The organism is Bradyrhizobium sp. SZCCHNR1017 (assembly GCF_032381375.1).
GTDB lineage: Bacteria > Pseudomonadota > Alphaproteobacteria > Rhizobiales > Xanthobacteraceae > Bradyrhizobium.
The window spans coordinates 47,018-73,748 of sequence record NZ_JAUHIR010000013.1 but is presented as its reverse complement, the minus strand read 5'-3'; the positions used below and the strand labels follow the sequence as shown (position 1 = coordinate 73,748).

Here is a 26,731-nt window from a genome sequence, read left to right as displayed (position 1 = left end):
CCCCGGACGGCTGAGGAACGAAGATTCTTGACTTACTCAGCTAGCTCCCTCACGGCAAACGCCTGAACTCCCGCGCGCCTGATGTTCCCCACTACAAACAAAGAACGACACAATCCCCACGAATCATATGCATCTGCGTGATGTTCGAGAGCTGGTGAATTCCGAATTGTCGAGGCGATAAACATCCGGCCGCCCGAACAACTGACAATTTTGACAGCAAGGTGAAATCCGCACTCAAAACATCGCCGCGCAACGAGCAAGCCTACATAAGGACCCCCGTTGACACCGAAGCTGCGATGTCAGGCGATCATAGGCTCATGGCCAGTAGCTTTTGGACAGCGCAATCCCAGACCGATTCCAAAGGCACATCTCGCGATGCGCTAGAGATCTGTTAAGCATCTCAGCACGGTATCATGTTAAAATACACGTTGAGATTGCTCAGGCTCACGGTTTTTGCGTATGTAGGTAACCGACCGAAATAATCTGAAACAGACTGACACGGGAGCGGACATCCATGTTGGAGCCCGCCACAGACACCCTATTGCCCGCATTCTTTCGTCGCCTCCGCTTCCTGATATCCGCAAGGACACAGATCGGGGAGATACACAGACCTAACGGCACGCAATCGCAGGATGGTAATTCGATCACTCCTGCTTCCCAGTCTTCGGGTCGCACGGCTTTCGCTTGGTCTTCGCAGGGAACGCATACGACCGGATATGTGGAAGCGAGCGTATGGGCCATTTGCTTTGTCGCGACCACGTTCGCGGCCTTCCTGACCCAGCGGTCGGCTATCATTGTTGATCTCGGCAGCCTCTTGGTTGCATTGACGATACTGGGCTTCCTCCTCACTGTTCACGTTGTCTATCGACGTTGGCGACCATCGCCGGTGCTCAGCAACTTGTGCGGAGCGCTCCTAGCAATGTTACTATCGGGCGCAGTGGCTGGAATCATCAGCCTTGTTGGGCTTCGGAATAACGCCCCATTCATCGATGCAGATCTTGCAAGATGGGATCGAGCGGCGGGTTTCGACTTGCCTGCTGTCATCGCTTGGGCAGCCGACAACCCCGCCTGGTCCCAGCTCCTGTCGGTCACGTACGACAGCTCATTCCCCCTGCTCTTCGGCCTTTCAGTGCTGCTCGCAATCGTTCGCCGTTTCGATCATTTATGGATACTGACGTTCGTATTCGCCACCACGATTGTCGCATGCGCGAGCATTTCCGTGATCTGGCCAGCGAAAGGTGCCTTCGCGTTCTTTGGGTACCCAGCCAGCTTGCTTGAGCATCTCCCGACAGGCGCGGGAACGTATCACTTGTCGAAGTTGGAATACTTCCGCAATTCGGCCTCGCCGTTGCTGTCATTCGCCAATCTGCAGGGAGTTGTGACATTTCCGTCGTTCCATTGCTGCCTGGCGCTGATGATCATATCCGCGTCCCGGCACCTCAGGTGGCTATTCCCGATTTCATTGATCTGGAATTCCCTCGTGATCGCATCGACCGTGCCGATCGGTGGACATTATGCGATCGATCTTCCATGCGGCGCGGTCGTGTGGCTGGTCGCAACCGGAACTGCTGTCGCCTTGATGTCATTGTCCTCGCGACGGGCGCAGGGATCATCTGGATTGCAAGCCGACGCTTCACACGACCGTCTCACGCACGGAATGTGCCAAATCATGACCAGAGCGCAAGTCAGCGAATCCTGACACCGGCCCTGTATGCCCGGTTCTGCGATTTCTCTTGATGGCGTATAGGCGTTCGTTCTGACACTAAAACGTACGGCCATTTGCGCCCCCACTAGATCACATGCGCTAAAGATATTTACTCTATCTAAAATTGTCTTATTCAGACTCATCTATTATAAGATGCCATAAGGTATCCTTTTGTGGCTTGAAGGTGCGCCGATCTGGCCAACAGCAAAGAGGGTGTAATGCGGGTCAAGATGATGAGGTTCCTGCGTGACGAATCGGGAGCCACTGCAATCGAGTACGGATTGATTGCCGCAGGAATTTCAATTGCGATCATCGCAGCAGTCAACGGTTTGGGCAGCAAGATCAACACCTCGTTCGTAGACATCAATTCCTCCATCAACTAGCTCTGCACAGTCTACACGTTGGCGTTCTCAGGAAGCCCGAACCAATGCGTTCGGGTTTCTTGCTTCAAAAACCGCAGCGCCGCGGAATACTGGCCTTTTAATGTCGTACAGTCTCATGGTGGACATCACCAATTTTCAAGTACCGGTCAGCCTGCTCGAGCATTTCACAAGTCGCGTGAGTTTAATATTTGTGGAGATAGAAGTATTTCCGCAGCCTAAGCGTCTGACGGAAGAGTTCCCTAGCCATTGGTGTTAGGATTGTGGCTGTCGAGTTCTACGTCTCCGATCATTCCCGTTGTGCCGCCCGCGCCCTGGAACGTTCCAGGCGCCGTATTCGCATCGCCGCTGCCGGCCATGCTCGATGGAGTCGATGCAACCGAAAGTGACAGACGGCGACTAACCGAACCGCAATTTCACCAAGCAGCTGTAGCCGAAAGCGCGTGCGGTTCGCGCAGACTTGGGCTCTATCAAAGCTCCCGCTGCTCCCCATCGTAACGCGAGCCGACAGCTCTTTTATCCTCGGGCAGCTCACGTTGTCGAGCGACGGGAGCGCCTCGCCAGATCTGGATTTAGGTGACTGTCAAATATACCCAGTTGTTTCGGGGCGCAGAACTGCACTGGCCGAGGGACTGCATCCTCGATCTCGCGAGCGACCCCTCTGGCGATCAGAGCGTCAGATTGAGCAGCTCGGCAGCCCCAGTTCTCGGTGCGGCGACTCTTGTTCTTGTCATCATTGGCGATCTGGCACCGCACTATCTCGTTCGGCGTTGGCTCCTCTTTTCGTCGGTCCCACGGCCGATTTGAGTCCCCACCACCTCACCGTCGTCGCGCCTCTCACTAAGAGCAAGGTCGAGGCACTGGAGAGAAAACTGCGCGCAATGGTCACCGGGGTCGGGCTCGTAGCCTATGATCCGCAAGATCTTAAGGCAGACCGCGACGATCAGCGTATCGCTCCTTGGAGAAGGCAATCTAGCGCGGCGCCGAGATCGCCTGCGGCGAACGCCTGGGATGCCTCCGGGCGGGGCTCGGCCGAGCGAAAAGAATCCTTCACTTTGCTCCGGCTAGAATTGGCCAGCGCCCTCGTCAGGAGGTCAATGACCCCGATGATCATTCCGAAAGCGTCGACATGGCCTAAGACCCAGAAACTCCTTGGATTGGAAGGGCTGCGCTTCCTCGCTACCGTCGCGGTGCTGCTGTGGCACTATCAGCACTTTGCCTTCGTCGGCGACGAGCCGGTCGGTCTCGTGAGGAGCGAGCTGCCGTTCTACCGCGTTCTGTTCCCGTTTTATGAGAAGGGCAAGAATGGGGTCGAGATATTCTGGTGCATCTCCGGTTTCATCTTCTTCTGGAAGTATAGCGCGGTCATCGCCGACCGCACGATCAGCGGATGGACCTTCTTCGTCTATCGGCTGGCGCGACTTTACCCGCTCCATCTCGCGACGTTGCCGTTGGTCATGATGCTCCAGCTGATGTATTTCGTTCAGCACAACTACTTCTTCGTCTTTCAGCAAAACGACATCCCTCAATTCGTCAAGCAGCTGTTCATGGCCAGCGACTGGCTTCCGCCGCACGGCGTCAGCTTCAACGCACCAATCTGGTCAGTCTCAATCGAGATCGTGGTCTATGCGGCGTTTTTCCTGTCGCTGCGCGTCGTGCGTCCGTCCCCGCTCTTCAATCTAGCGGTGATCGTGATCTCGATCGCGACCGGTACGCTGATGTCAAAATGCTTCGCTTTCTTCTACGCTGGCGGCCTTGCCGCGATGGCAAGACAGGCTGTCGCCGGGGCTCGGCATCGGCCGAAGTTGGAAGCCTTGGCTGCGTGTGCGAGCATCGCGATGCCCGCGGCATTTTGGATGTCCGGCATGGACCTTGAGGCGCTCACTGCACCGCTTCTGCTGATCTATACGCCGATCCTGTTGTTCTGCTGCTCGAAGCCCATAGTCTTGCCGCGGCGCCTGGAGACCCTGGTGGAGACAGCCGGCAATACAACCTATTCCTGCTATCTGCTGCACTTTCCAATTCAACTTGCGATCGCGCTTGCTTTTTCGTCGATGCAGCGGCCCATCCCCTACCTCGATCCTCTGTTCTCGGCGGCTTTCGTGCTGTCCACGCTCGTCACCGCGCGCCTCACCTATTGCTGGTTTGAAGCGCCTGCTCAGCGGCTAGTCCGGACCCTTCTGCTGCGAAGGCAAGAGACTCGGCAGGCGAGTCCGGTCCTGCTTCAATGAAGGCAATCATCATGAAAGCGGAGATCTCGATCTAGTGTGCCTTACCCAACGCCAGTGGCCAATTTGGAAAGTCACAGTGACCGCTTTATCAAGAGCGAACGGCTCGGAGCTGGAGTAAGGCGGCAACCAAATCGCAATTTGTATGCCGATTGATCAATAGGGCTGCTGTCGAAGCGGCAGCTATTGGCCAACGTGCGATTGTCGGACATAAACGACTATGCGTGTTGGCATCCTAGGGTTCATCTCGAACGCTTGTTTTCCCTTTGCGGCCCAAAGCTCACGTGCCCGTTTCGCCCTCACCGCTCTTAAGCTTGTCAACCATCCAAAGTAGCGCACCCAAGATCGCGGAACGGTCATCACCGGTCAGGTCCACGATACCGGATTTGACCACGAGGCCGCCGAGTTCGATGAGGTACCGGGTGCGCTTGCGGTGTTCGACCCGCCACGCGCGCATGTCACGTCGCGCTTTTGCGGCTTGATGCCGGTTGCGCGCCGCTCGGTTGCGTAGGAGCAACGTCAGCGTCGCGGTCAGTTGCTGGCGCAACTCGCCGCGACCGTCCTTGAAAGAACGCGACGCCGCGCTTGGACCATGCCTCCCTCTTTCCGGCCTCTTTCGTCTCGGCCAGCACGATCAGCGCGCCCGCGAGCTCGTCGGCGCTGAGCGCGTCAGCTCCCGTAGCGATAACGAGCTCGCCGAGCTGGCGTACCTTGCGGGTTTTCAGCTCGCGCGCCTTGTCGTCGAGTGCCTTCAGGTCAGCATCAAAGTTCCTGGGTTTGCGCATCGTCGTCTCCATGAGTGACAATGGAGAAATGATAGCTTGGCCACTGGCGCATTGCTGTAAGGTCATCAGGACGAGCTGAGACGGGATAGTCCCTCCCGAGATTTTTTCGAGGGAGGGCGCGCTTATACGTCGTGCCGACGTACGCTTCGCTGTGTAGATGCTCTGCTCGCGATGGCGATCTATCATCTTCACGTCAAGGTCATTGGCCGGAAGGCCGGAAGCAGTGCGGTGGCATCGGCGGCCTACCGTTCGGCCTCGCGGCTGCGTGACGAGCGGTTGGGCCGTGAGCAGGATTTTTCTGGCAAGCGCGGCGTCGTCCATTCCGAGGTGATACTGCCGGAGAATGCGCCGGAGGCGTGGGGAGACCGCGAACGGCTTTGGAATAATGTCGAAGCACACGAAATCCGCAAGGACGCGCAGCTGGCCCGAGAGGTCGAGGTCGCCCTTCCGCGAGAACTGACTGAGGCGCAGGGCATCGAACTGGCTCGGGACTTCGTTCGCGGCGAGTTCGTGGGTCTCGGCATGATCGCCGATCTCAATGTGCATTGGGACAGGGCCGAAGACGGCATGCCCAAACCTCATGCCCATGTGATGCTGACAATGCGCGCGGTCGACGAGAACGGGTTCGGCCAAAAGGTGCGGGACTGGAATCGTACCGAGATGGTCGAGCGCTGGCGGAGGCGCTGGGCCGAGCTTGCCAACGAGCGCTTGGCCGAGCTCGACATCGACGCGCGGATCGACCATCGCAGCCTGGAGGCCCAGGGCATTGCTCTGGAGCCGCAAAGCCAGATCGGCGCGCCGGCAAAGCGAATCGAGGTCCGAGACATTGCGGGCGAAGGGTTTGAGGCCGACCGGGCCGAGATGCACCGGGAGATCGCGCGAAATAATGGCGTGCGGATCATCACGGATCCCTCACTTGGGCTGGATGCCATCACCCAGCAGCAATCGACCTTCACGCGGCGCGACATGGCAAAGTTCGCGCACCGGCATAGCGACGGACTCGACCAGTTCAACGAGGTCATGGGCGCGATGCAGGGAGCGCCGAATCTGGTCGAACTCGGCAAGGACGCCCGCGGCGAGGATCGGTTCACCACCCGCGGAATGATCGAAGCGGAACAGCGGCTGCACCGGGCTGCTAAACGGATGGCGGAACAGGCGCGCCATCAGGTACCCGACGCGGATCGCCAGGCCGCTTTGGCGGGAGCGGAAGCGCGCGGTCTGGTCCTCTCGTCCGAGCAGGCCGACGCGGTTGCGCATGCTACGGACGGACGCGATCTCAGCGTCGTGGTCGGCCATGCCGGGACGGGAAAGAGCGCAATGTTGGGGGTGGCGCGCGAGGCCTGGGAAGCGGCGGGCTTCGAGGTCCGGGGTGTTGCGCTGTCCGGTATTGCCGCCGAAAACCTCGAAGGCGGATCGGGCATTGCGTCGCGCACGATCGCCAGCCTGGAGCATGGCTGGAAACAAGGCCGTGATCTGCTCAGATCCAGTGATGTGCTGGTGATCGACGAGGCGGGGATGGTCGGCACGCGCCAGCTCGAGCGCGTGCTGTCGCATGCGGCCGAGGCTGGCGCAAAGGTGGTGCTGGTCGGCGATCCGCAGCAGCTGCAGGCCATCGAAGCGGGCGCGGCGTTCCGCTCCATCCATGAGCGTTACGGCGGCGCGGAGATCGGTGAAGTGCGCCGTCAGCAGGAAGACTGGCAGCGGGACGCCACACGCGATCTGGCAGCCGGCAAAGTGGGCCATGCGCTCGAAGCCTACCGCGCTCACGGCATGGTGCATGAGGCGCTGACCCGCGAGCAGGCGCGCAGCGATCTGATCGAGCGCTGGGACCGCGACCGGCAGGCGTCACGGGACCGGAGCCGGATTATCCTCACCCACACCAATGACGAGGTCCGCATCCTGAACGAGGAAGCGCGCGAACGGATGCGAGCCGCGGGCGATCTGGGCAATGAGGTGGGGGTGACGGTCGAGCGAGGTGCGAGAACCTTCGCCAGCGGGGATCGCGTCATGTTTCTGCAGAACGAGCGCGGCCTTGGCGTCAAGAACGGCACGCTCGGGACCGTTGAACAGGTCAGCGCGCAGGGCATGACGGTACAGGTCGACGATGGCCGATCTGTGCGCTTTGACCTCAAGGATTACAACCGCATCGACCATGGATATGCCGCGACGATCCACAAGGCGCAGGGCATGACGGTTGACCGCGTCCATGTGCTGGCGACGCCGGGCATGGACGCCCACAGCAGCTATGTCGCGCTGTCTCGGCACCGCGACGGGGTAGGCCTGCACTATGGCCGCGATGATTTTGCGGGTCAGGACCGGCTCACCCGTGCCCTGTCACGCGTTCGCGCCAAGGATATGGCCTCGGACTACGAGGCTGCCGATCCAGTACAGAATTACGCCGAACGGCGCGGGATCACCTTCCGCAAGCGCGTGGTCGAGATCGTGCGCAAGATTGTGCCCGAGAAGCTGCGCGACATGTTGGACGGCCTGCGGTCTCCGGCTGATGTGCCCAGACTGGATGGCGGACAGAGGCCGGAACGGGCGACGCCGGAAAGGGAAAGCAACGATCCCGCAGCCGACCGGCGTGGAGCCGAAGTGCCGGCCAGGAACGTGACGCAAGATCCCGAAGTGGAAGCGCGTCGCGTCCGGACCCGTGCTCTCGTGCGCCACGCCCGCGCGGTGGACGCGATCTTCGAGGCGCAGAAGACGGACGACAGGACCAGTCCCGAGCAGGTGAAAGAGCTGCAGAAGGCCCGCCAAGCCTTCAATGCGGTGCGCCCGTTTGGCTCGCACGATGCCGAAGCCGCCTACAAGAAGAACCCGGAGCTCGCCCGCGAAGCGGCGGACGGCCGGGTCAATCGCGCCATCCGCGCGCTCCAGCTCGAAACCGAACTCCGCAGCGATCCGGGCCGCCGCGCCGATCACTTCGTTGAGCGATGGCGGGAGCTCGACCAGACCAGCAGGCGCCTATATCAGGCGGGCGACTTGTCCGGCTACAAGGCCACGCGCTCGGCGATGGGCGACATGGCGAAGAGCCTCCAGCGCGACCCGCAACTGGAATCCATCCTTGCCGGCCGCAAGAACGATCTCGGCATTGCATTCGAATCGGGCCGCCGACTCGGCCAGGATCTGGCCTTCGTCCATGGCATCGATCTCGGCAGAGGCCGAGGCCTTGGAATTTGACCCATCCCGTTTGCCGCCGGCTCTACGCCACAGCTGGCAACGCGCGAACTCCTATTGTCCGCCTGCACCTGTTTGGCCTCTGGTCTCGCCGGACGTCAGGAGCAACCAGCGAGGGGCATCACGGCCATGCGCGAGCCAGACCGTATCATCAGGTTGAAAACCGTCCTTGCCAGGACCGGGCTGTCCCGATCCACCATCTACCGCAAGATCGCCGAAGGTACGTTCCCTACCCCACTCAAGATCAGCAGCAACGGAACTGGTTGGCATGAATCCGACATCAACCGGTGGATCGCAGATCCCGTAAGATGGCGTCCGCGGCGCGACCTCGATGAAATCTTGTAAGCTCTATGGCACAACGATCAGGGACGACGTTTCTGGAGGCGCTCTCCTGAACTATCCGACCCCATCCTTTTCTACGCCACGGCATCCCGCTTCAGGGACGGTCCCGCGAGATGCAGACGACGAGTTCGGACCAAGCTACATTGCAAATGCGCTTACGGCAGAGCGCGATGTCAACCGAAGGCGTTCCATGAGCCGGCGCTCCGCTCGATTTACCCAAGGCGAAGTGGCACGAGCGATCCGCGCTGCAAAAGCGGCCGGTGCTTCATCCATACGAATTAAGCCGGACGGCACGATCATCGTCGACCTGGTCAAATACAAGGAAGAGCGGGGCATCGATGAGACGGTTGAGCCCGAAGAGCATTTCGTGCTTTGATTCGCTTCATGCCCCGTCCTCGCAGGCCCTACCTTCACAAGGAAATCAACCGTCATGGCAGGACGGTCTGGTACGTTCGCAACAAGGACGTAGGCGGCAAACGCACTCGCATTCGCGGCGAGTACGGGTCCATAGAATTCAACCGCAACTACGACATCGCTGTAGCCGACATGTTCAATCGGCCACGCCTCGCAATCGATCCAAGCGAAGCCAGGGCGAAGGTCTTTGATGGTAGCCTCAAATGGCTATGGGAAGAATACAAGGCAAAAGCGCCTGATTGGCGCGAGATGAAGGCGAGCACTCACAAGCAGCGCAACAGCCTCATGATTCATGTTCTGGAGGCCAACGGCAACAAACGAGCCGCCGCCATCCAGAAGCAGCACATCCTGGACGGGCTTGGACGTCGCGCTCAGAACCCCTCCGCGGCCCGGCACTTTCTCACCACCATGAGGCGGATGTTCACCTGGGCGGTCGCGCAAAAGATCCTTGCGGCAGATCCAACCGAAGGGATCAAGACACCCAAGCCAGCGAAAACCGAAGGCTTTGTCACCTGGTCTGATGCCGACGTTCGGCGTTACTACAAGCGCTGGCCGCTCGGCACGCGAGAGCGCGTCATGATAGACGTCTACCTCTTCACCGGCTTTCGGCGGGGTGACGCAGCATCGTTCGGCCCTGCCGATGTGACCGAACAGGTGCAAGAGCGGATTGGGCCTGACGGAAAAATCGAGCAGATCTTCGTGCCGATCATCACGAAGCGCCTGGAAAAGGGGAGCGAGACCATTGAGGTCACCTTCCCGATGCTCGATGTCCTGCGCCGGACGTTGGAGGCAGGTCCGATCGGAACCGAGACCTACATCGCGACCCGGCAGGGCAAGCCGATGACCAAGGAGAGCTTAGGCAACGTGTTCAAGGAGAAGTGCGTCGCAGCTGGGTTGGCGAACCGATCAGCGCACGGCCTTCGCAAGGCGGCTGCAACCGTCGCCGCCGAAAACGGAGCAACGGAAGCCGAGCTGGATGCGATCTTCGGTTGGACCGATCGTCGGATGGCAAGCCATTACACGCGGAACGCCAATCGCAAGAAATTGGCGTATGGCGGCGTCGCCAAGCTCGAGCGAATGATCGGCTCCGTGGATCATAGAGCGAACGTCTATTCCCTCACCGACAAGCTAGGTGCGGGAAATCGAACAAAAAGCTCAATGAATTCAGCCGACGTCCGGAGGGGTGGTGGGCACGACAGGGATCGAACCTGTGACCCCTACCATGTCAAGGTAGTGCTCTCCCGCTGAGCTACGTGCCCTAATCCAATATCCGTTCGGGTGGGCGTCCCTATATCGGCTCCCACGCAGGCAGGCAAGGACGCAAAATGCCGAAATTGGGAATAATCCGCCAGTTCCGGAGTTGTGTCCCTGGCGGCTCAGGCCGCCAGCATCTTGTTGACCTCGCTGACGAGTTCGCGCAGGTGCACCGGCTTGGACAGCACCTTGGCATTCTTGGGCGCCTCCGAATCGGAGTTCAAGGCGACCGCGGCGAAGCCGGTGATGAACATGATCTTGATGTCCGGGTCGAGCTCGGAGGCGCGGCGCGCCAGCTCGATGCCGTCCATCTCCGGCATCACGATGTCGGTCAAGAGCATCTCGAACGGCTCCTCGCGCAGCCGCTGGTAAGCCGACATGCCGTTGTCGTGGGGCGAGACCTGGAACCCGGCATTTTCCAATGCCTTGACCAGGAAGCGGCGCATGTCGTTGTCGTCTTCGGCGAGCAGGATTTTGTGCATGGCGAGGGGTTGTCTGGTCCGGGTGAGAGGCGGAGCGTTGCCGCCACTAAGCCTGACGGGCGGTAAATTTCGGGTGAAAGATTGCGCCTTTTGATCCGACATCGGCAAGGCATTTTGAGGGCTGAAGGTGCGGTCTTCGACCGAAGCAGCACGCCAGCTCAGAGTTGTTCCAAACGCGAGATGAACTTTTTCATTGCTTTTCGCTTGGCAGACCGGCTCGGATTATCGAAGATGCGCGTTGGCAAGAGCAGTGCCTGCGTTGTCCAGAACGAATCGGCCGGAGGATACCGGCGCATCAACGGACGTGACATCGACGCACGTGACCAAGGGGACGGCGCCCAGAGATGACGGACTTTGATGGCGAATTGCCGCCGTTCGAGATCATGGAGCCGACCGAATGGCGCGCGCCCATCATCTTCAATTCCCCTCACTCCGGATCGGCCTACCCCGACGATTTCCTGAGGGCGTCGCGAATCGATCTGCCGGCGCTGCGGCGCTCCGAAGATTCGTTCATGGACGAATTGATCGCCGATCTCCTGTTGCGCGGCTTTCCGGTCGTTCGCGTGCATTTCCCGCGCTGCTATGTCGACGTCAATCGCGAGCCCTATGAGCTCGATCCGCGGATGTTCACCGGGCGGCTGCCGAGCTTTGCCAACACCCGCTCGATGCGGGTGGCCGGCGGCCTCGGCACGATCCCGCGCGTGGTCGGCGACGGCCAGGAGATCTATCGCGACCGGCTGAGCGTCGACGAGGCGCTGCACCGGATCGAGACGCTGTACAAGCCGTATCACCGCGCGCTGCGCCGGCTGATCAACCGCGTGCACCAGCAGTTCGGCACCGTGGTGCTGGTCGACTGCCATTCGATGCCGTCGGTCGGCGTCTCGCGCGACGAGCCGCGCCGGCCCGACATGGTGATCGGCGACCGCTACGGCACGAGCTGCGCGTCGCTGCTGCCGGACCTGGTCGAGGACGTGCTCGGCCGGCTCGGCTATTCGGTCGGCCGCAACAAGCCCTATGCCGGCGGCTTCATCACCGAGCATTACGGCAATCCGGCCACGGGCTTGCATGCGATCCAGATCGAGCTCAACCGCGCGATCTACATGGACGAGCGCCGCAGGGAGCGCGGACCGCGCTTCGCCCAGGTCGCCTCCGATCTCGCCGTGCTCGCCGAGGTGCTGGCGACGGTGCCGCTCGGCGACCTCGGGCCGTTCCAGGCGGCGGCGGAATAGAGGGCTGCGCGTTCGGTCCGGGCGGTTTCGGCCGGTGGCGTCGGCGCAAAAAAAAGGGCCGCTTGAATGACAAGCGGCCCAAGTCTAGGGAGGAAACGCCCAAGGAGGGCAGCGATAACGCGAAGCGCTACCGCACCGCAACAATATGCAATCGCGCTGCACAAAGCGCAAGAGTTTTTCCGCCTTTCTCCATGCAAAAAAACATAGGCCGGGTTGCGTTCAGCGCGAAACAGCCCTTCTTTTCATCATAGAAGTCAATGGCTTGATTGGAGAATCCAAACGATCGGAGAGGGACGCCGGTTTCGCTTTCACTTTCACATCAGGGGCCCGCGACGGCTCAACCGCGCCCGGCCAGCGCGGCCGGACACCAAACGGTATCCATGATGCCACGCTGGTGTGCCATATCCGGATGCGCCCCCGACCGCTTTGAGCTAGGCATAACCGGGCTTAGTGCCACCCGATTCCCTCACCCAAGGACGCGTTGTGACGGTCATTGATTTCTCCGCCTTCATCGGTCGTCTGGCGACCGCGTCGGGCGAAACCATCCTGCCGTTCTTCCGGACCTCGCTGCTGGTCGACAACAAGAGCAGCCGGCACGATTTCGATCCGGTGACCGAGGCCGACCGCGCCGCCGAGGCGGTGATGCGTCGCCTGATCAAGGCGAACTTTCCTCAGCACGGCATCGTCGGCGAGGAGTTCGGCAATGAGCGCGAGGACGCCGACTACGTCTGGGTGCTCGATCCGATCGACGGCACCAAGTCCTTCATTGCCGGTTTCCCGACCTGGGGCACGCTGATCGCGTTGCTGCACAAGGGCACGCCGGTGTTCGGCATGATGCACCAGCCTTTCATCGGCGAGCGCTTTGCCGGCGACAACGGCTCCGCCAATTACAAGAACGGCGGCGGCGAGCGCCGGCTCTCGGTCCGGCGCTGCGAGCGTCTCGGGGATGCGGTGTGCTATACGACGAGCCCGCTGCTGATGAACGAGGCTGATCGCGCCACCTTTGGCCGGGTCGAGGCCGAGACGCGGCTGTCGCGCTATGGCGGTGACTGCTACTCCTATTGCATGCTGGCCGCCGGCCATCTCGATCTCGTCATCGAGACCGAGCTCAAGCCCTATGACATCGCCGCCCTGATCCCGATCATCAACGGCGCCGGTGGCATCGTCACCGACTGGGAAGGCGGCCCGGCGCAGAACGGCGGCCGGATCGTCGCCGCCGGCGACAAGCGCGTCCACGAAGCGGCGCTGAAGCGGCTGGCAGCGGGCTGAGCCCGCCTCCACCGGCTTGGCTCCCCGCCTCTCGCGCGGAACGGAGACATCCGGCCGGTCGTCGGGCGCCTCACGCGGCGGCCTGGCGCAAATGCTCGACGAGCAGTTTCGCCGGACGCGGCAGCGCCTTGAAGCTGCGGGCGCAGATCACGAGCCGCCGATCGGCCCAGGCATCGCGCAGCGCGACGAGGCCGATCGGCATCGACCGCGCGCAACGTCGCGCCGCCGCTTCCGGCACGACGGCAATGCCGATCCCGGCCGCCACCATCTGGCAGATCGCGTCGAAATCGCGCAGCCTGGCCCGCACGTGCTGGCGGATGCCGAGCCGCGCGGCGTGCCGGCCGATATGGACGTTGAGCGCCGTCCCCTGCGTGAGGCCGATGAAATCCTCCCCCGCGGTCTCGCTGAAGTCGATCTGTCGGCGCGCTGCGAACGGGCTGCGCCGTCCGGCCACCAGAATCAGCCGGTCCTTGCCGAAAGCGAAGCGCTCGATCGTCTCGGGCAGCGCGTGCTCCGCCGCAAAACCGAGATCCGCTCTGCCGGACACGATCGCCTCGGCGATCTCGGTGCTCTCGCGCTCCTCGACATCGACGTTGATGTCGGGATGCTCGCGCAGGAAGGCCGCCAGCGCCTTCGGCAGATGCTCGGCGAGGCCGACCGTGTTGGCGAGCAGCTGCACGTTGGCGCGACGGCCGGATGCGAAGCCCGAGAGCTCGCCCTGCATGGCCTCGACATTGGCCATGATGATGCGGGCGTGATCGAGCAGGCTCTCGCCCGCCGCGGTCAGCTCCACGCCGCGCCGGCCGCGCTTGAACAGCTCGACGCCAAACGCGTCCTCCAGGCCCTTGATCCGCGCGCTCGCCGAGGCCAGCGCCAGATGCGCCCGGTCGGCGCCGCCAGTGATGCTGCGGGCCTCGGCCACGGCAATGAACAGCCTGAGATCAACCAGATCGAAACGCATGGTCATCCTGCCTCAGCCTTGGACGAAGGCTTACTCCGTAACCTCCACATTGTGTCGTCGGCGCAGTCTGGTCAATGTGCCGACCATGATCGACCCCATCCTCATCTTCATCGCCTTCGCGCTCACTTTGGCCGGCTTCGTCAAGGGCGCGCTCGGCCTCGGCCTGCCGACCATCTCGGTCGGACTGCTCGCGGTCGCCATGCCGCCGGGCCGGGCGCTCGCCATCGTCATCGTACCGGCCGTGATCACCAACATCTGGCAGACCTTCGCCGGCCCCTATCTGCGCGATATCGCCAGGCGCCTATGGCCGCTGATGCTGGGGACCGCGATCGGCATCTGCCTCAACGCCGGCGCGCTCAGCCATGCCTCGACCCGCTGGGGCAACGTCGCGCTCGGCGTCTTGCTGATGCTCTATGCCCTGCTCGGTCTCACCAAGCTCGCCTTCAAGGTCGCGCCCCCGCACGAGAAATGGGTCGGCGGCATCGTCGGCCTCGTCACCGGGCTGATCTCGGCCGCCACCGGCGTGCAGGTCGTACCTTCTGTGCCGTACATGCAGGCGATCGGGCTCGAGAAGGACGAGCTGGTCCAGGCCCTCGGCGTGTTCTTCACGGTCGCCACCGTCACGCTGGCCTTCAACTTGACGAGCTCCGGTCTGCTCAGCCCGGCCACCGCCCTGCCCGGCGCGGTCGCGATGGCCTGCGCCTTTCTCGGCATGTTCGCGGGCCAAGCGGCGCGATCCCGACTGCCGGCCGAGGCGTTCCGCCGTGTGTTCCTGATCGCCATGATCCTGCTCGGCCTGTATCTCGCCGGCACGGCGGTCATCGAGCTGCTCTGGTAAGTCAGCGCGCCTCGAGCATCGCGATCCGGACGCCGAGATAGATCAGCAGCCCGCCGATCGTGCGGTTGAGCCAGAGCAGCGCGGCGGACGAGCCGCGCACACGGCGCGCTGCACGGGCCGCGACGACGGCGACGCCGAGACACCAGATCGTGCTGTTGACGATGAAGATCGTGCCGAGCAGCAGGAAGGCGATCGCCTTGTGCGGCGCCTCGGCTGCGACGAATTGTGGCAGGAAGGCGAGGAAGAACATCGCGACCTTCGGATTGAGGATGTTGGTGAGCGCGCCCTGCCAGAACGCTTGGCGCAGCGTCACCACCGGCATCGACGTCGCATCACTCGCCCTGGCGGCGTCCGGCCGCCGCGCCAGAAGCTGCGTGATGCCGAGATAGACCAAATAGGCCGCACCGGCCCATTTCACCGTCGCGAAGGCCGTCGCGGAGGCCGTGAGCAGCGCCGACAGCCCGATCGCACTTCCGAACACGTGAACCAGGCAGCCCGTGCTGATGCCGAAGGCGGCAGCGGCCCCGCCGCGCCAGCCCATCTGCGCGCTGCGGCCAACGATGTAGGCGGTGTCGGGACCCGGCGTGATGTTGAGCAGCAGCCCGGAGACGAGAAACAAAGGCAGATCGTGAATGCCGAGCATGATTGAACATTTCCTAACAATAACGGTCTAACCATACCTGGCCTCGGCATTGCCGTCTCGCGCCGCAGAGGCCGGCGCGGGGCCGCATGGCGAGGTGCCGCGATGGGTTCTGGAAAAGCGTTGGATTTGGCCGCCTCGGCCGTGGTATGCGCGAGGCGGGAGCACGATGTGATGGAAAGACGCCTCGCTGCCATCCTTTGCGCCGACGTCGCCGGCTATTCACGCATGATGGGGATTGACGAGGACGGCACGCACGCCGCCTTCAAGGCTCATCGCGGCGCCATCCATCCGATCATCCTCAACCACGCCGGCCGCATCGTCAAACACACCGGCGACGGCTTTCTGCTGGAATTCGCCAACGCCGCCAGCGCCATCCAGTTCGGGATCGAGATGCAGTCCCTGATGGCGGAGCGCAACGCCGATCTGCCGTCCGACCGCAACATGCGCTTCCGGCTGGGAATCCATCAGGGTGAGTTTACGGTCGATGACGGCGAGGCCTTCGGCGACGGCATCAATGTCGCCGTCAATCTGGAATCGATCGCCGTCCCGGGCGGTGTTGCCGTCTCGGCCAAGGCTTATGAGGAGGCCGGCCTGCAACTCCCCGTCAAGCTGACCAGCGCCGGAAGCTTTCAGTTCAAGAACCTGCGGGAGCCGGTGCAGGCGTGGACATGGGAGCCGGGTAGCGAGGCGGCGATCCGGGCCGGGACGAGCGTCACCGGCCTGCCGCCGCAATATCGCACCGCGATCGTCGGCGTGCTGCCATTCGTCAACCTCTCCGACGACGCCGACGCCTATCTCGCCGACGGGCTCGCGGACGACCTGATCCATGCGCTGTCGCTGCAATCGTTCTTTCGTGTCCTGAGCCGCACCTCGACGTTTCGCTTCAGGGACCGCGGCCTCAATCCCCGCCTGGTCGCACGCGAGATCGATGCGACCTACCTGATTCAGGGAACGGTGCGGCGCTCTCGTCACAAGCTCCGCGTGACGGCGGAGCTGATCGCGCCCGAGACCGGCGCTCAATTGTGGACCGGTCGCTATGACGGCGATGTCGGTGATCTCTTCGCGATGCAGGACGAGATCACCACCAGCCTATGCGCGGCGCTGATGCCGGAGATCTATCGTGTCGAAGCCTCGATTCCAGTCCGCGCGCCGGCGACCGACCCGACCGGATGGGACCGCTTCCTGCGCGGTCTGTCGCACTACTACCGACCGACCAAGGCCGACTACGAGATCTCCATCTCGCTGTTTCGGCAAGCCATTGCGCTCGATCCCACGCTCGGCCTCGCGCACGCTTATCTCGCGACCATTCTGATGCAGGGCATCAATTTCGGCTGGATCAAGGGCTCGCGCGAGCTCTGGCAGGAGGCGAAGAATCTGGCCTTGGACAGCGTGCGGCTCGACGGGCGCTCCTCGTTCGCCTATGCGATCCTGGCCTTCGTGCAGGCCATGCAGGGCGACCATGACGACGGCATGAAGGCGGCGCGCAAGGCGACCGAGCTCAATGCCTACGACATGGGCGCACGCGGCGTGCTCGGGCTCTGCCATATGGTCAACGGCGAGCACCAGCAGGCGATCGATCTGTTCTCGATCGCGGCCCAGCGCGGCAACAGCGATCCGCGCTACCAATGGCCGGCGCTGAATGCCTACAGCCACTACCTGCTCGGCCGCTATGAGGCGGCGTTGTCCTGGGCCCGCGAGGAGCTGTTTCTCTACCCGAACCATCTGCAGGCGCTGACGATCCGCGCGGCGACCCTGGCGCAGCTTGGTGCGACCGACCAGGCGGGCGACGCCGTCGACGTGCTGCACGCGCAATACCCCTGGCTCACGCTCGACCGCCACATCAAGAACATCCGATGGAAACGCCGGGACGACATCGACCACTACCGCGACGGACTGATCAAGGCCGGGCTGACCTGAGCCAATCGGGTCCAATGTCGCCGGCCCGCCACATGGCCTACACATTGCTTCCGCAAATTGATTGGATTCGACCGCTGTTGCCGTGGTATCGCCCTGAGTAGGAGCAAAGACGGAATGGAGAGACGGCTGGCCGCGATTGTCTGTGCCGATGTGGTCGGTTACTCGCGGATGATGGGCGCCGACGAGGCGGGAACCCATGCCGCGTTCAAGGCCCATCGCGGCGCCATCCACCCGATCATCCTCAATCACGGCGGCCGCATCGTGAAATACACAGGGGACGGGTTTCTCCTGGAATTTCCGAGCGTCGTCGGCGCCATCGCGGCCTCGGTCGAGGTGCAGAAGCTGATGGCCGAGCGCAATGCTCATTTGCCGGCCGACCGGGTGATGCAGTTTCGCCTCGGCCTCAACATGGGCGACGTCATCTTCGATGAGGACGAGGTGTTCGGCGACGGCGTCAACACCGCGGTGCGGCTTGAAGCCGCAGCACCGCCCGGCGGAATTGCCGTCTCCCACAAGGCCTACCAGGAAGCCAGCAAGCACCTCACGGTCACCTTCGTCGACCGCGGGCCGTTCCGCTTCAAGAACATCGAAGACACCATCAACGTCTGGACCTGGGATCCGTCCTCGCCGGAGAAGAGCCGCGAGCAGCGGTCCGCCACGACCCTGCCGGCGCAATACCGCACCGCCATCGTCGGCGTGCTGCCATTCGCCAATCTCAGCGGCGAGACCGACGAATACTTCTCGGACGGCCTGGCCGAAGACCTCATCCATGCGCTGTCGCTGCAGTCGTTCTTCCGGGTGCTCAGCCGCAACTCCACCTTCGCCTTCAAGCATGCCGGCATGAGCGCCCGCCTGATCGCGCGCGAGATCGATGCGACCTATCTCATCCAGGGCTCGGTGCGGCGCTCCGGCGACAAGATCAGGGTCACCGCCGAGCTGGTCGCGCCGGAGAACGGCGAGCAGCTCTGGGCCGGCCGCTACGACCGCGACATCGGCGACCTGTTCGCCGTGCAGGACGACATTACCGCCAACCTCTGCACCGCGCTGATCCCCGAGATCTACCGTGCCGAGGCGGCGGTGCCGGTGCGGTCCAAGACCACGGACCTCACGGCGTGGGATCGCTTCCTGCGCGGGCTGTCGCACTACTACCAGCCGACCAAGGCCGACTACGAGAGCTCGATCGCGCTGTTCCGCGAGGCGATCAGGATCGACCCAGGTCTTGCGATCGCCCACACCTATCTCGGCACCATCCTGCTGCAGGGCATCCATTTCGGCTGGATCAGGAACTCACGGGAGCTGTGGGACGAGGCAATGGCGCTGGCCGAGGCCGGCGTCCGGCTCGATTCCCGCTCGTCCTTCTCCTATTCGCTGCTGGCCTATGTCCATGCCATGCAGGGCCGGGTCGAGGCCGGGATGGAGGCGGCGCGCAAGTCGCTGCAGCTCAATCCCTATGACATGGGCGCGCGCGGCGTGCTCGGCGTCTGCCATCTCGTCGCCGGCGAGCACCGCCAGGCGATCGAGCTGTTCTCGGTGGCGGCCCAGCGCGGCAACAGCGATCCGCGCTATCAATGGTCGGTGCTGAGCGCGTTCAGCCATTACATGCTCGGCCAGTACGACGCCTCGCTGTCCTGGGCGCGAGAGTCGCACTATCAGAACCCGAACCATCTGCAGTGCCTCGCCATCCGCGCCGCCGCGCTGGCGCAGCTCGGACGCTCGGTCGAAGCGGGCGAGGCCGTCGCGGCACTTTTGAGCCAGCATCCGTGGATGACGATCGAGCGCCTCCTGAGCAACATCCGCTGGCGCAATCCCGCCGACATCGCGCATTATCGCGACGGCCTCACCAAGGCCGGCATCCCGTTGACCAAGCTCACTCTGGTGGACACCAAGGCCAAGTTCGCGGGCGAATAGCGCGATCGCGACTTGAGGTTGACACTTGGGCGGGTTGCGCCAATCATTCACGATTGCATTGTAGCGTTCAGACGGCGGCCGATCCGCCCGTTCCTCGGCGCAATTCGGCGTCGTCCTCGTTTGTTTGCGTGATTTCGTTTTCATCACTCAGGTGCTTTCCAAGGATGTTCTTCGATGCAAGAAGACAGCGCCCGTGACGCCCTGCCCGGACAGCTTCCGGTCTCGTCCGACAACCCGTGTCCCTTCCTGCGCGCGCTCGTCGCCGGCGGCTTCGTCGACGGCCACAGCGTCCCCTTGAAGACCATCGGAGACCGGGTCGAGGCGGCGAGCGGCGAGACCGGCTTCAAGAAGCGGCTCGTCGGCATCGAGACCTTTGGCGTTGCGCTGATCGCGAACGGCCTGTCGCCGCTGCGGCTGCTGAAGAGCCTGTGGTCCGGCGCCGATCTCGACCAGTTGCGCAACGGCCCGCTCGACAAACATGGCGGCGGATCGCGCATTCTCGACGCCGAGGCCAAGGTTCATCCCGAGGAGATCGACCGGTTCGCGAGCTTCGGCAGCGACTATCCCGATCCCAACGGGGGCACCGAGCGCGGCCTCAACGAGGCGCAGATCCAGACTTTCATGAAGGCCAATCTGACGCGCGACGGCGACCGAGCGCGCTGGTACTTCCCCATTCTGATGCAGGGCGAATGGCCGGTGCTGCTCAACATCCTCGGCAAGGGCGAGGGCGACGGCCGCTATCTCTCCGTTGCCGAGGTCCGCACGCTGTTCGTCGACCGCCGCCTGCCGCAGCGTATCGCCGCGCGGCTGATGGCCAAGCCCAAGCCCGCGAACATCGTCTGGCGTATCGGCAAGGCGCTCGTGGGCACGGCAGTGCTGGCCGGCGCCGCCGTGTTACTCGCCTGGGTGGCCGCGCCCGACGCCGTCAGCGACAAGCTCGGCAAGGTTCTGCCGAAGAAGGTCGCGGCGTTGATCCCGCCCGCTTTGCCCGAGACCGAGCCGACCAGGGCGGCCTATTGGCTCGATCAGGGCTGGACCACGCAGGACCGGCACTGGTTTCACCACGTGACGCAGGGCACCGCGACCTTCCCGATTCCCTACGCCTGGTTCATGGCGATGGAGCAGCCTTATCTGGCGCCGTTCGGCACGCCCGGCCTGATCTCCGACAGCGCCTATCTCGAACGTTTCGGCTTCATCCCGAGCCCGAAGAGCGTCGACGGCGACCCAAGCGTCCTCCGGCCGTTCGGCTACGCCGCGACGGCTGCCAAGACCGAGCCCGCAGCGCCACTGCCCGCCGGCCTCAAGCCGACCCCGGCCGGCAACGAAGGCGGCCTGCCGGTCGGCTTTGCCCGGCTCACCGGCGCGACCGATCCCGCCACCGGCGCCGCGCAGTCCGACAAGATCGGCCTGACCTGCGCGGCCTGTCACTCCGGCAGCATCCACTACAAGGGTGTGAGCGTACGCTTCGACGGCGGCCCCGGCATGGTCGACCTGCGCAAGCTTGAAGAGGCCATGGGCTTTGCGATGATCTTCACGCAATACGTGCCCGGCCGCTTCACGCGCTTTGCCGATCGCGTGCTCGGACCGAATGCGTCCGACGCCGATCGCGCGAGCCTGAAGAAGGGCCTGAAGGCCGCGATCGATTTCGCGCTCAACATGCAGGCCAACAACTACAAGACCACGATCGAAGCCAAGGGCCAGACCGAGACGGAGGAAGGCTTCGGCCGGCTCGACGCGCTGAACCGCATCGGCAACCAGGTATTCTACCTCGACATGGCCTCGAGCGGTCTGCCCAACATGCTCGACAACCAGGAGGCCATCGACGCGCCGGTGTCCTATCCGCCGATCTGGACCGTGCCGTGGTTCTCCTGGGCGCAATATGACGGATCGATCGCGCAGCCCCTGATCCGCAATGCCGGCGAGGCGCTCGGCGTCTCCGCACAGATCAACTTCTCACCGAAGACCGCGAGCGACAGACTGTGGCGCTCGTCGATGGCGATCGATAACCTGCTCTACATCGAGAACATGCTGCGCGGTCCCGATCCGTTCGCGACCACGACGCCCGCGTTCGGCGGGCTGACCTCGCCGAAATGGCCGGAGAAGCTGTTCGCCGGCGACGACGCCTGGAAGATCGATCCGGCCCGCGTCGAACGCGGCCGTAAGCTCTATGCGGCTGTCTGTGTCGAGTGCCATCTCGGCCCGGTCGCCGACACCGTGTTCGACAAGACCTATCCGGACAAGAGCTTCTGGAAGATCAAGCCGGCCGATGACTGGGAGAGCAAGGGCTGGAACGCCAAGGGCCCGATCCTCGACCTCGTGCAGAAGCCCGTCGAGGCGATGCAGACCGACCCCGGACAGGCGAGCATTCTCGCCAACCGCAAGGTCAACGTGGCAGGCTTCCTCGAGGTCGATCCGGCCAAGGACCTGAAGGGCTGCAACCTGCCGCAGGGCTCTACCACGGAGATGCCCTATGCGCTGGCGCTGATGGCCGTCGTGCAGAAGGCCAGCGACAAATGGATGGAGGACCGCAAGATCTCCGAGGCGGAGCGGGCCGCATTGTGGGGCGATCGCAGGAACTGCCCCAACCCGGCCGGCAAGAGCTATCGCGCCCGCCCGCTCAACGGCGTGTGGGCGACCGCACCCTATCTGCACAACGGCTCGGTGCCGTCGCTGTACTGGCTGCTGACGCCGGCTGCCGAGCGGCCGACATCGTTCTGCCAGGGCGCGCGCGACTATGACCCGAAGTCGGTCGGCTTCGCCGTGCCGAAGGGCGGCGAGAGCACGTGCAAGGTCGGACAGACGCTGTTCGTGACCAGCGATTCCAGCGGCAAGCCGATCAAGGGCAACAGCACGCTCGGTCATTCCTTCGAAGGGCCGACGAAGCCCAACAAGGACTATCCGAACGGCATCATCGGCGGTGGCTTCTCGGAGGACGAGCGCTGGGACCTGATCGAGTACCTGAAGACGCTGTGAGGTCACGCGACGGTGCGGCCTGCTGATCATGGGGCGCACCGCAGGCTTCACGCCGCGGTCCAGCCGCCCGGACGCACGCAACGCTGGATCGCTCCCTGCTCTCCGAGGGAATGCAAGATCACCCAGCCGTTGACGACGAGATCGCGCACGCCCTGGTGACGCTGCAGGACCTCGTCCATGGCGCTCTCCGGCGCGGCGATGAAGACGTTGAGCCTGATGGGTTCGTGGATGAAGCGCGTGCCGTCATACACCGACTGCCAGGGCAGCCCGACACGCAAGTCGCCGGCGTTGCCCTCGAGCACGCCGAGCTGGCCGACGATGTTGTGCAACACCTTGTTGCCGCTGCCGAAGGCAGCGTTGTTCACGGTCGAGCCGTAATATTGCAGATTGATCCAGCTCGCGACCACCATCGGCGCCGTCATGATCAGCTCGAGGGTGCGATAGCCGTCGTCACGGGCGGCCTCGTAGGAGTGCAGGAAGGCGCGGCCGCCGAGGTCGAGGCCGCGGGTGAAGGCGCGCGGCGCGGCGATGAAGGCGGCGTTGCCGGCGAGCCCCCATTCGGGCCGCACCTGCGACCAGTCGCGGCTCCGGGCGATCACCGCGCCATCGACGTCGGATACGTCCTTGATGCCGAGCAGCGCGCTGCGCTCCTGCCGCGCCAGCCGTGCAGCGTCCGCGAGCCGTGCCTTCAGCTGGGACAGATCCGGCGCGAGCACGGCCGGAACGTCGTCCTCGTCGAACAGAGTCACGGCATCGGTCGTGGTGTCGTGCAGCGCTCCGATGAACCAGCAATCGGTGGGGATGTCGATGCCCTTGGCGCGCAGACCTTCTCGCACACGCCAATCGTTGAGAACGGCGGCGGCGACCCGCGCATTGGCCTCGCCGGTATGGCCCCCGCAGGCGCCGCAATCCAACCCCGACGCGTGCGGATTGTTGACGGTGGTGCTGCCGTGACCGGCCAGCAGCACGAGCCGCGCGAACGGCCCGGTCAGCGACATCGCCTTGAGCACCGCCTCGGCCATCGCGACGCGCTGCGGATCGGTGAAGCCGGTGACCCGCCCGCCGAGCTCGCCCGGTGTCAGCCGCGGCTGGACGCGGGCCGCGATCTCGGGATCGAGACCATCAACGACGGGTGACGGCACGGGACGCGTGACACCTGCGCTGTCGGTTGCGATCTTGGCGGCGAAGCCGAGGCCGGCGGTCTCGACGAAGGAGAACGACGAGACGGCCGAGACCTTGAACGACTTCCACGCCTTGGCCGCTCGCCGCCGCAGCAGCCGCAGACCCAGCACCTCGGCCGCCTCGACGTCATCGGCATGCTTGACGGCCTCGCAAACGATAAAGGCGGGCTTGAGCAGCACCGGGCATTGCGCGCCGCCCCTGGTATGGCCGATCGGGACGTATTCGATCGGGAAGCCGAAGAATCCGGCGAAGCCGATCGTCTCGGCTTCCGGATAAGCGGTCTCCAGCGCGCGCCGGAAGATCTCCGAGCGCACGTCGATGCAGAACGCCGCCTGCACCGGCGGCCGCGCCGGCAGCCGCGGGATCGCCGCCTGGGTGCCGTGCTTGGCGAGCTGTGCGACGAGCTTGCCGCGGAACGCGATCTCATAAGCCTCGTGCAGGACGAGATCGATCGCAAGCTCCGGCGTCTCGTCGAGCCGCTGATCGGCCGGCAGCTTCGCCGCTTCCGCCATGGCCTCCGCCCAGGCCGCCTTGAAGGCGTCGTCGGTGCGCGCCTGATAGAGCGCATAACCCCAGGCGAGCCGGATCGCCAGCAGCTCCAGCAGCGTCTCGTCGCGCCGACCGTCGAGCTGCGCGTTCCAACCGATGTAGCGGGCATAGGCCGACCAGCCGCCGAGATCGAACAGCGCCCGCACCAGATAGTCCTCGACCGCGCGCGCGGGGATGCCGAGCCGGTCGACGATCAGACCGATCGCCTGCACCGGATCGGCCGGCAGCTCCGCGATCGCCTTGCGGAAGCCGGTGAGCCCCATCACCTCGGGATTGCGGTCATAGGCCGCGATCGTCCGCCACGCGGCATAGGGCTTCAGTTTGCGCACCGGGCTGGGCCAGCTCGCCTGGCCTTCGTCGAAATAGGTGGCGCAGAACGCCGAGATCTCGTCGATCATGAAGGCGACCAGCGAGACGTACCGATCGCCTTGGGCGAGCCGATCCAGCACTTCCGCGACCGTCGCCACCACGGCGGGCGGCGACGACAGCCCGGCCTCGGCGCGCGCCTTCTGCTTGAGCGCGTCGACATCGAGCCCGGTCGAGGGATGCAGCGCGAGCGCCTGCGCCAGCGCTTCATCGTCGATCCGGCCGTCGTCGAGCGCCTGCCGGTAGTGGCCGCGCGGCATCAGCATCCGCGTCCGCACCACGCGCTCGAACGTCGCGGCGGTCGCGGCGAAGCTCTGCGAGGTGAAGCCGAGGAACGGATTGACGGCGACGAAGTGCTTCAGCGGCCACAACGGCGCGACCCGCTGGCAGGCGCTGTCGATGCGGGCCATCAGCCCGGCATCGGCGGTGGTGTCGATCGGGTCGGTCATGGACATGGCAAGGGCAGCCTGGGTCATCTTCATCTCCGGCTTACGGCTTGGACGGAAGGTGCGAGGTCGCGCTTCGCGGCCAAACCGTCAGCACGAGGCGGTTGGCGAGCGTGTTGAGATAGAGGCCGTTGCGCAGGTGGACGTAGGCCGCGATCCAGAACGGCGCGTCGGCGCGGCGCATCATCTGGTTCTGGAACACGGTCACCGCCGCGAACGAGACCACCACGGCCGCCGCGATCAGCATCGGCACGACACCATCGACCGGCCGCGATGCGGGAATGCTGCCGCCGACCAGCCAGGCCGTGCCGGCCTGCAGCGCGAAGTAGACGATCGCGACGCCCGCTGCGGTCACCGCGGCGCGGGCGATGACAAAGGCGTTCGGCCGCTCGTCGATCGCGTTGGCCATCAGGTGCACCAGCCCCATCAGCAGCACCGAGCCGAGCGCGATCTGCGCCGGGTTGCTGCGGAGCGTCATGCCGAAGGCGAGCCCCGTCAGCAGCGCGAGGCCGATCACCGCGACCAAGGCCAGGATCAGTCGTGCCGCATGCGGCTGGCCGCCGGGGCTCGGCGTCCATGACGCGCGGGCGAGATCGATGATGCTGCCCGACGACAGGAAGGCGTGCGCCTTGTAGAGCGAATGCGCCACGATGTGCAGCAGCGCGGCGGAGAAGGCGCCGAGCCCGCATTGCAGCAGCATGAAGCCCATCTGCGCCACCGTCGAATAAGCGAGCTGAACCTTGACCGAGGTCTGCGTCAGCATCACCAGCGAACCGAACAGCGCGGTGGCGCCACCGACGACCGCGAGGACGTCGAGCGCGGGCGTGGCCAGCAGCAGCACGTCGCTGAGCCTGAGCACCAGGAAGCCACCGGCATTGATGATGCCGGCATGCAGCAGGGCCGACACCGGGGTCGGCGTCTCCATCACCTCGATCAGCCAGCCATGCAGCGGCAGCTGCGCGGATTTCAGCATCGCGGTCGCGACGATCAGCAGCGCGGCGATCGTGACAATCGCCGATCCCGCCCCTTCTCCGCCGCGGGCCTGCGCAGCGAGGCTGGCGAGCTCCAGCGTGCCGAAGCGGAGGTAGAGAAGCAGCGCCGCGACCGCGAGGAAGGCATCGCCGAGCCGGCTCGCCACGAACTTCTTGCGCGAGGCGCGGACCGCGGCCGGACGGGTGTCGTAGAACAGCAGCAGCTTGCCGAGCGCCAGGCTGGTGCCGATCCAGGCCGCCAGCAGCAGCACCAGGTTTCCGGAGATCAGCAAGATCAGCACCGCGGCCAGGGTGAGCAGCAGCCAGCGCGTGAACCTGACCTGGCCGGGATCGCCGTCGAGATAGTTGCGGCTGTAGCGCACGACGACGAAGCCGATGAAGCTGACCAGCATGATGAGGATGGCGCCGAGCGTATCGAGCTGCAGCGACAGCCCTAGGCCGTAGCCGCCGAGCAGTGGCGTCCGCCCTGCCCCCATGACCGCTGCGCCGAGGCTCGCGAGAGTGGCAAGGGCGAATGCGAGCGCGGCGGTCGCGATCGCGTTACGTGCGACGGTTCTGGCGCTGCCGCCGGTGCCGGCGAGTGCGACGACCGCGAGCGTGAGCGGCGCAAGCGCCGCAAGACAGGGAAGGAGCTGGTTCATGGCGGCCCGGTCGTTTGATCACAGGGGACGATCTCTCCCTCTTGCTT

Annotated in this window: 18 protein-coding genes, 1 tRNA gene and 2 pseudogenes; 13 read left to right on the top strand and 8 right to left on the bottom strand. The window is 64.0% G+C overall.

From position 1 onward, the window contains the following. Positions 1–514 precede the first annotated feature (514 nt). The 3 genes from QW863_RS27110 (at position 515) to QW863_RS27100 (ending at position 4,316) form a co-directional block, all read left to right on the top strand. A complete protein-coding gene (locus QW863_RS27110; RefSeq protein WP_315716582.1) occupies positions 515–1,699 on the top strand; it encodes a phosphatase PAP2 family protein in 1,185 nt (394 codons plus the stop codon). Between the two features lie 224 nt (positions 1,700–1,923). Beyond that, positions 1,924–2,088, top strand: a complete 165-nt coding sequence (locus tag QW863_RS27105) for a Flp family type IVb pilin (protein ID WP_315716581.1) — start codon at positions 1,924–1,926, stop codon at positions 2,086–2,088. 1,094 nt (positions 2,089–3,182) lie between these two features. Next, complete coding sequence (locus QW863_RS27100; RefSeq protein WP_315716580.1) at positions 3,183–4,316, top strand: acyltransferase; 1,134 nt, start codon at positions 3,183–3,185, stop codon at positions 4,314–4,316. Between the two features lie 180 nt (positions 4,317–4,496). Here the strand turns inward: QW863_RS27100 and QW863_RS27095 are convergent. Together QW863_RS27095 and QW863_RS27090 are read right to left on the bottom strand one after the other, a co-directional pair. Continuing rightward, positions 4,497–4,770, bottom strand: a pseudogene (locus QW863_RS27095) (conjugal transfer protein TraD). Position 4,771: 1 nt separating this feature from the next. Further along, positions 4,772–5,098 (bottom strand): conjugal transfer protein TraD, encoded by a 327-nt coding sequence (locus tag QW863_RS27090; protein WP_315716579.1) that lies wholly within the window; start codon positions 5,096–5,098, stop codon positions 4,772–4,774. Positions 5,099–5,269: 171 nt separating this feature from the next. On the opposite strand from QW863_RS27090, the gene traA reads away from it, so the two are divergent. The 4 genes and pseudogenes from traA to QW863_RS36030 all read left to right on the top strand — a co-directional run. Then, on the top strand, positions 5,270–8,281 hold the full coding sequence (traA, locus tag QW863_RS27085) for a Ti-type conjugative transfer relaxase TraA (protein WP_315769311.1): 3,012 nt from the start codon (positions 5,270–5,272) through the stop codon (positions 8,279–8,281). A 126-nt stretch (positions 8,282–8,407) separates the two neighbouring features. Further along, positions 8,408–8,623, top strand: a complete 216-nt coding sequence (locus QW863_RS27080; protein WP_315716577.1) for an AlpA family transcriptional regulator — start codon at positions 8,408–8,410, stop codon at positions 8,621–8,623. 187 nt (positions 8,624–8,810) lie between these two features. Beyond that, positions 8,811–8,996 carry a hypothetical protein gene (locus QW863_RS27075; protein ID WP_315716576.1) on the top strand — a complete coding sequence of 62 codons (186 nt, stop codon included), beginning with the start codon at positions 8,811–8,813 and terminating at the stop codon, positions 8,994–8,996. Positions 8,997–9,004: 8 nt separating this feature from the next. Then, positions 9,005–10,009: pseudogene (locus QW863_RS36030) on the top strand (tyrosine-type recombinase/integrase); the annotation flags it as partial. A gap of 209 nt (positions 10,010–10,218) precedes the next feature. Here QW863_RS36030 and QW863_RS27065 read toward each other — a convergent pair. Beyond that, a tRNA-Val gene (locus QW863_RS27065) sits at positions 10,219–10,293 on the bottom strand. Between the two features lie 117 nt (positions 10,294–10,410). Beyond that, positions 10,411–10,770 (bottom strand): cell cycle two-component system response regulator CpdR, encoded by a 360-nt coding sequence (gene cpdR, locus QW863_RS27060; RefSeq protein WP_006610087.1) that lies wholly within the window; start codon positions 10,768–10,770, stop codon positions 10,411–10,413. Between the two features lie 344 nt (positions 10,771–11,114). Between cpdR and QW863_RS27055 the strand changes: the two genes are divergently transcribed. Together QW863_RS27055 and hisN are read left to right on the top strand one after the other, a co-directional pair. After that, positions 11,115–11,999, top strand: a complete 885-nt coding sequence (locus tag QW863_RS27055) for an N-formylglutamate amidohydrolase (protein WP_315716574.1) — start codon at positions 11,115–11,117, stop codon at positions 11,997–11,999. Positions 12,000–12,482: 483 nt separating this feature from the next. Continuing rightward, positions 12,483–13,268, top strand: a complete 786-nt coding sequence (hisN, locus tag QW863_RS27050; protein WP_315716573.1) for a histidinol-phosphatase — start codon at positions 12,483–12,485, stop codon at positions 13,266–13,268. Positions 13,269–13,338: 70 nt separating this feature from the next. On the opposite strand, the gene QW863_RS27045 is transcribed toward hisN, so the two are convergent. Then, entirely contained in the window at positions 13,339–14,229 is an 891-nt protein-coding gene (locus QW863_RS27045; protein ID WP_315716711.1) for a LysR substrate-binding domain-containing protein, read from the bottom strand. 85 nt (positions 14,230–14,314) lie between these two features. On the opposite strand from QW863_RS27045, the gene QW863_RS27040 reads away from it, so the two are divergent. Continuing rightward, a complete protein-coding gene (locus QW863_RS27040; RefSeq protein ID WP_315716572.1) occupies positions 14,315–15,067 on the top strand; it encodes a sulfite exporter TauE/SafE family protein in 753 nt (250 codons plus the stop codon). Between the two features lies 1 nt (position 15,068). On the opposite strand, the gene QW863_RS27035 is transcribed toward QW863_RS27040, so the two are convergent. Further along, the gene (locus tag QW863_RS27035) at positions 15,069–15,710 is read right to left on the bottom strand and encodes a LysE family translocator (protein WP_315716571.1); all 642 of its coding nucleotides are present in this window, start codon (positions 15,708–15,710) and stop codon (positions 15,069–15,071) included. Between the two features lie 171 nt (positions 15,711–15,881). Between QW863_RS27035 and QW863_RS27030 the strand changes: the two genes are divergently transcribed. The 3 genes from QW863_RS27030 (at position 15,882) to QW863_RS27020 (ending at position 22,508) form a co-directional block, all read left to right on the top strand. Further along, positions 15,882–17,627 (top strand): adenylate/guanylate cyclase domain-containing protein, encoded by a 1,746-nt coding sequence (locus QW863_RS27030; RefSeq protein WP_315716570.1) that lies wholly within the window; start codon positions 15,882–15,884, stop codon positions 17,625–17,627. 114 nt (positions 17,628–17,741) lie between these two features. After that, entirely contained in the window at positions 17,742–19,535 is a 1,794-nt protein-coding gene (locus QW863_RS27025; RefSeq protein ID WP_315716569.1) for an adenylate/guanylate cyclase domain-containing protein, read from the top strand. 174 nt (positions 19,536–19,709) lie between these two features. After that, the gene (locus QW863_RS27020; protein ID WP_315769310.1) at positions 19,710–22,508 is read left to right on the top strand and encodes a di-heme-cytochrome C peroxidase; all 2,799 of its coding nucleotides are present in this window, start codon (positions 19,710–19,712) and stop codon (positions 22,506–22,508) included. A gap of 47 nt (positions 22,509–22,555) precedes the next feature. Here the strand turns inward: QW863_RS27020 and QW863_RS27015 are convergent, their stop codons facing one another. Both QW863_RS27015 and QW863_RS27010 read right to left on the bottom strand, forming a co-directional pair. Next, the gene (locus QW863_RS27015; protein WP_315769308.1) at positions 22,556–25,081 is read right to left on the bottom strand and encodes a DUF2309 domain-containing protein; all 2,526 of its coding nucleotides are present in this window, start codon (positions 25,079–25,081) and stop codon (positions 22,556–22,558) included. A gap of 13 nt (positions 25,082–25,094) precedes the next feature. After that, the gene (locus tag QW863_RS27010; RefSeq protein ID WP_315769306.1) at positions 25,095–26,684 is read right to left on the bottom strand and encodes an NADH-quinone oxidoreductase subunit L; all 1,590 of its coding nucleotides are present in this window, start codon (positions 26,682–26,684) and stop codon (positions 25,095–25,097) included. Between the last annotated feature and the right edge of the window lie 47 nt (positions 26,685–26,731).

Bases quoted from the DNA above. Each gene is read 5' to 3' on its own strand.
- QW863_RS27110 (WP_315716582.1), top strand. From the start codon at position 515: ATGTTGGAGCCCGCCACAGACACCCTATTGCCCGCATTCTTTCGTCGC.
- QW863_RS27105 (WP_315716581.1), top strand. From the start codon at position 1,924: ATGCGGGTCAAGATGATGAGGTTCCTGCGTGACGAATCGGGAGCCACT.
- QW863_RS27100 (WP_315716580.1), top strand. From the start codon at position 3,183: ATGACCCCGATGATCATTCCGAAAGCGTCGACATGGCCTAAGACCCAG.
- QW863_RS27090 (WP_315716579.1), bottom strand. From the start codon at position 5,098: ATGCGCAAACCCAGGAACTTTGATGCTGACCTGAAGGCACTCGACGAC.
- traA (WP_315769311.1), top strand. From the start codon at position 5,270: ATGGCGATCTATCATCTTCACGTCAAGGTCATTGGCCGGAAGGCCGGA.
- QW863_RS27080 (WP_315716577.1), top strand. From the start codon at position 8,408: ATGCGCGAGCCAGACCGTATCATCAGGTTGAAAACCGTCCTTGCCAGG.
- QW863_RS27075 (WP_315716576.1), top strand. From the start codon at position 8,811: ATGAGCCGGCGCTCCGCTCGATTTACCCAAGGCGAAGTGGCACGAGCG.
- cpdR (WP_006610087.1), bottom strand. From the start codon at position 10,770: ATGCACAAAATCCTGCTCGCCGAAGACGACAACGACATGCGCCGCTTC.
- QW863_RS27055 (WP_315716574.1), top strand. From the start codon at position 11,115: ATGACGGACTTTGATGGCGAATTGCCGCCGTTCGAGATCATGGAGCCG.
- QW863_RS27045 (WP_315716711.1), bottom strand. From the start codon at position 14,229: ATGCGTTTCGATCTGGTTGATCTCAGGCTGTTCATTGCCGTGGCCGAG.
- QW863_RS27040 (WP_315716572.1), top strand. From the start codon at position 14,315: ATGATCGACCCCATCCTCATCTTCATCGCCTTCGCGCTCACTTTGGCC.
- QW863_RS27035 (WP_315716571.1), bottom strand. From the start codon at position 15,710: ATGCTCGGCATTCACGATCTGCCTTTGTTTCTCGTCTCCGGGCTGCTG.
- QW863_RS27030 (WP_315716570.1), top strand. From the start codon at position 15,882: ATGGAAAGACGCCTCGCTGCCATCCTTTGCGCCGACGTCGCCGGCTAT.
- QW863_RS27025 (WP_315716569.1), top strand. From the start codon at position 17,742: ATGGAGAGACGGCTGGCCGCGATTGTCTGTGCCGATGTGGTCGGTTAC.
- QW863_RS27020 (WP_315769310.1), top strand. From the start codon at position 19,710: ATGCAAGAAGACAGCGCCCGTGACGCCCTGCCCGGACAGCTTCCGGTC.
- QW863_RS27015 (WP_315769308.1), bottom strand. From the start codon at position 25,081: ATGACCCAGGCTGCCCTTGCCATGTCCATGACCGACCCGATCGACACC.
- QW863_RS27010 (WP_315769306.1), bottom strand. From the start codon at position 26,684: ATGAACCAGCTCCTTCCCTGTCTTGCGGCGCTTGCGCCGCTCACGCTC.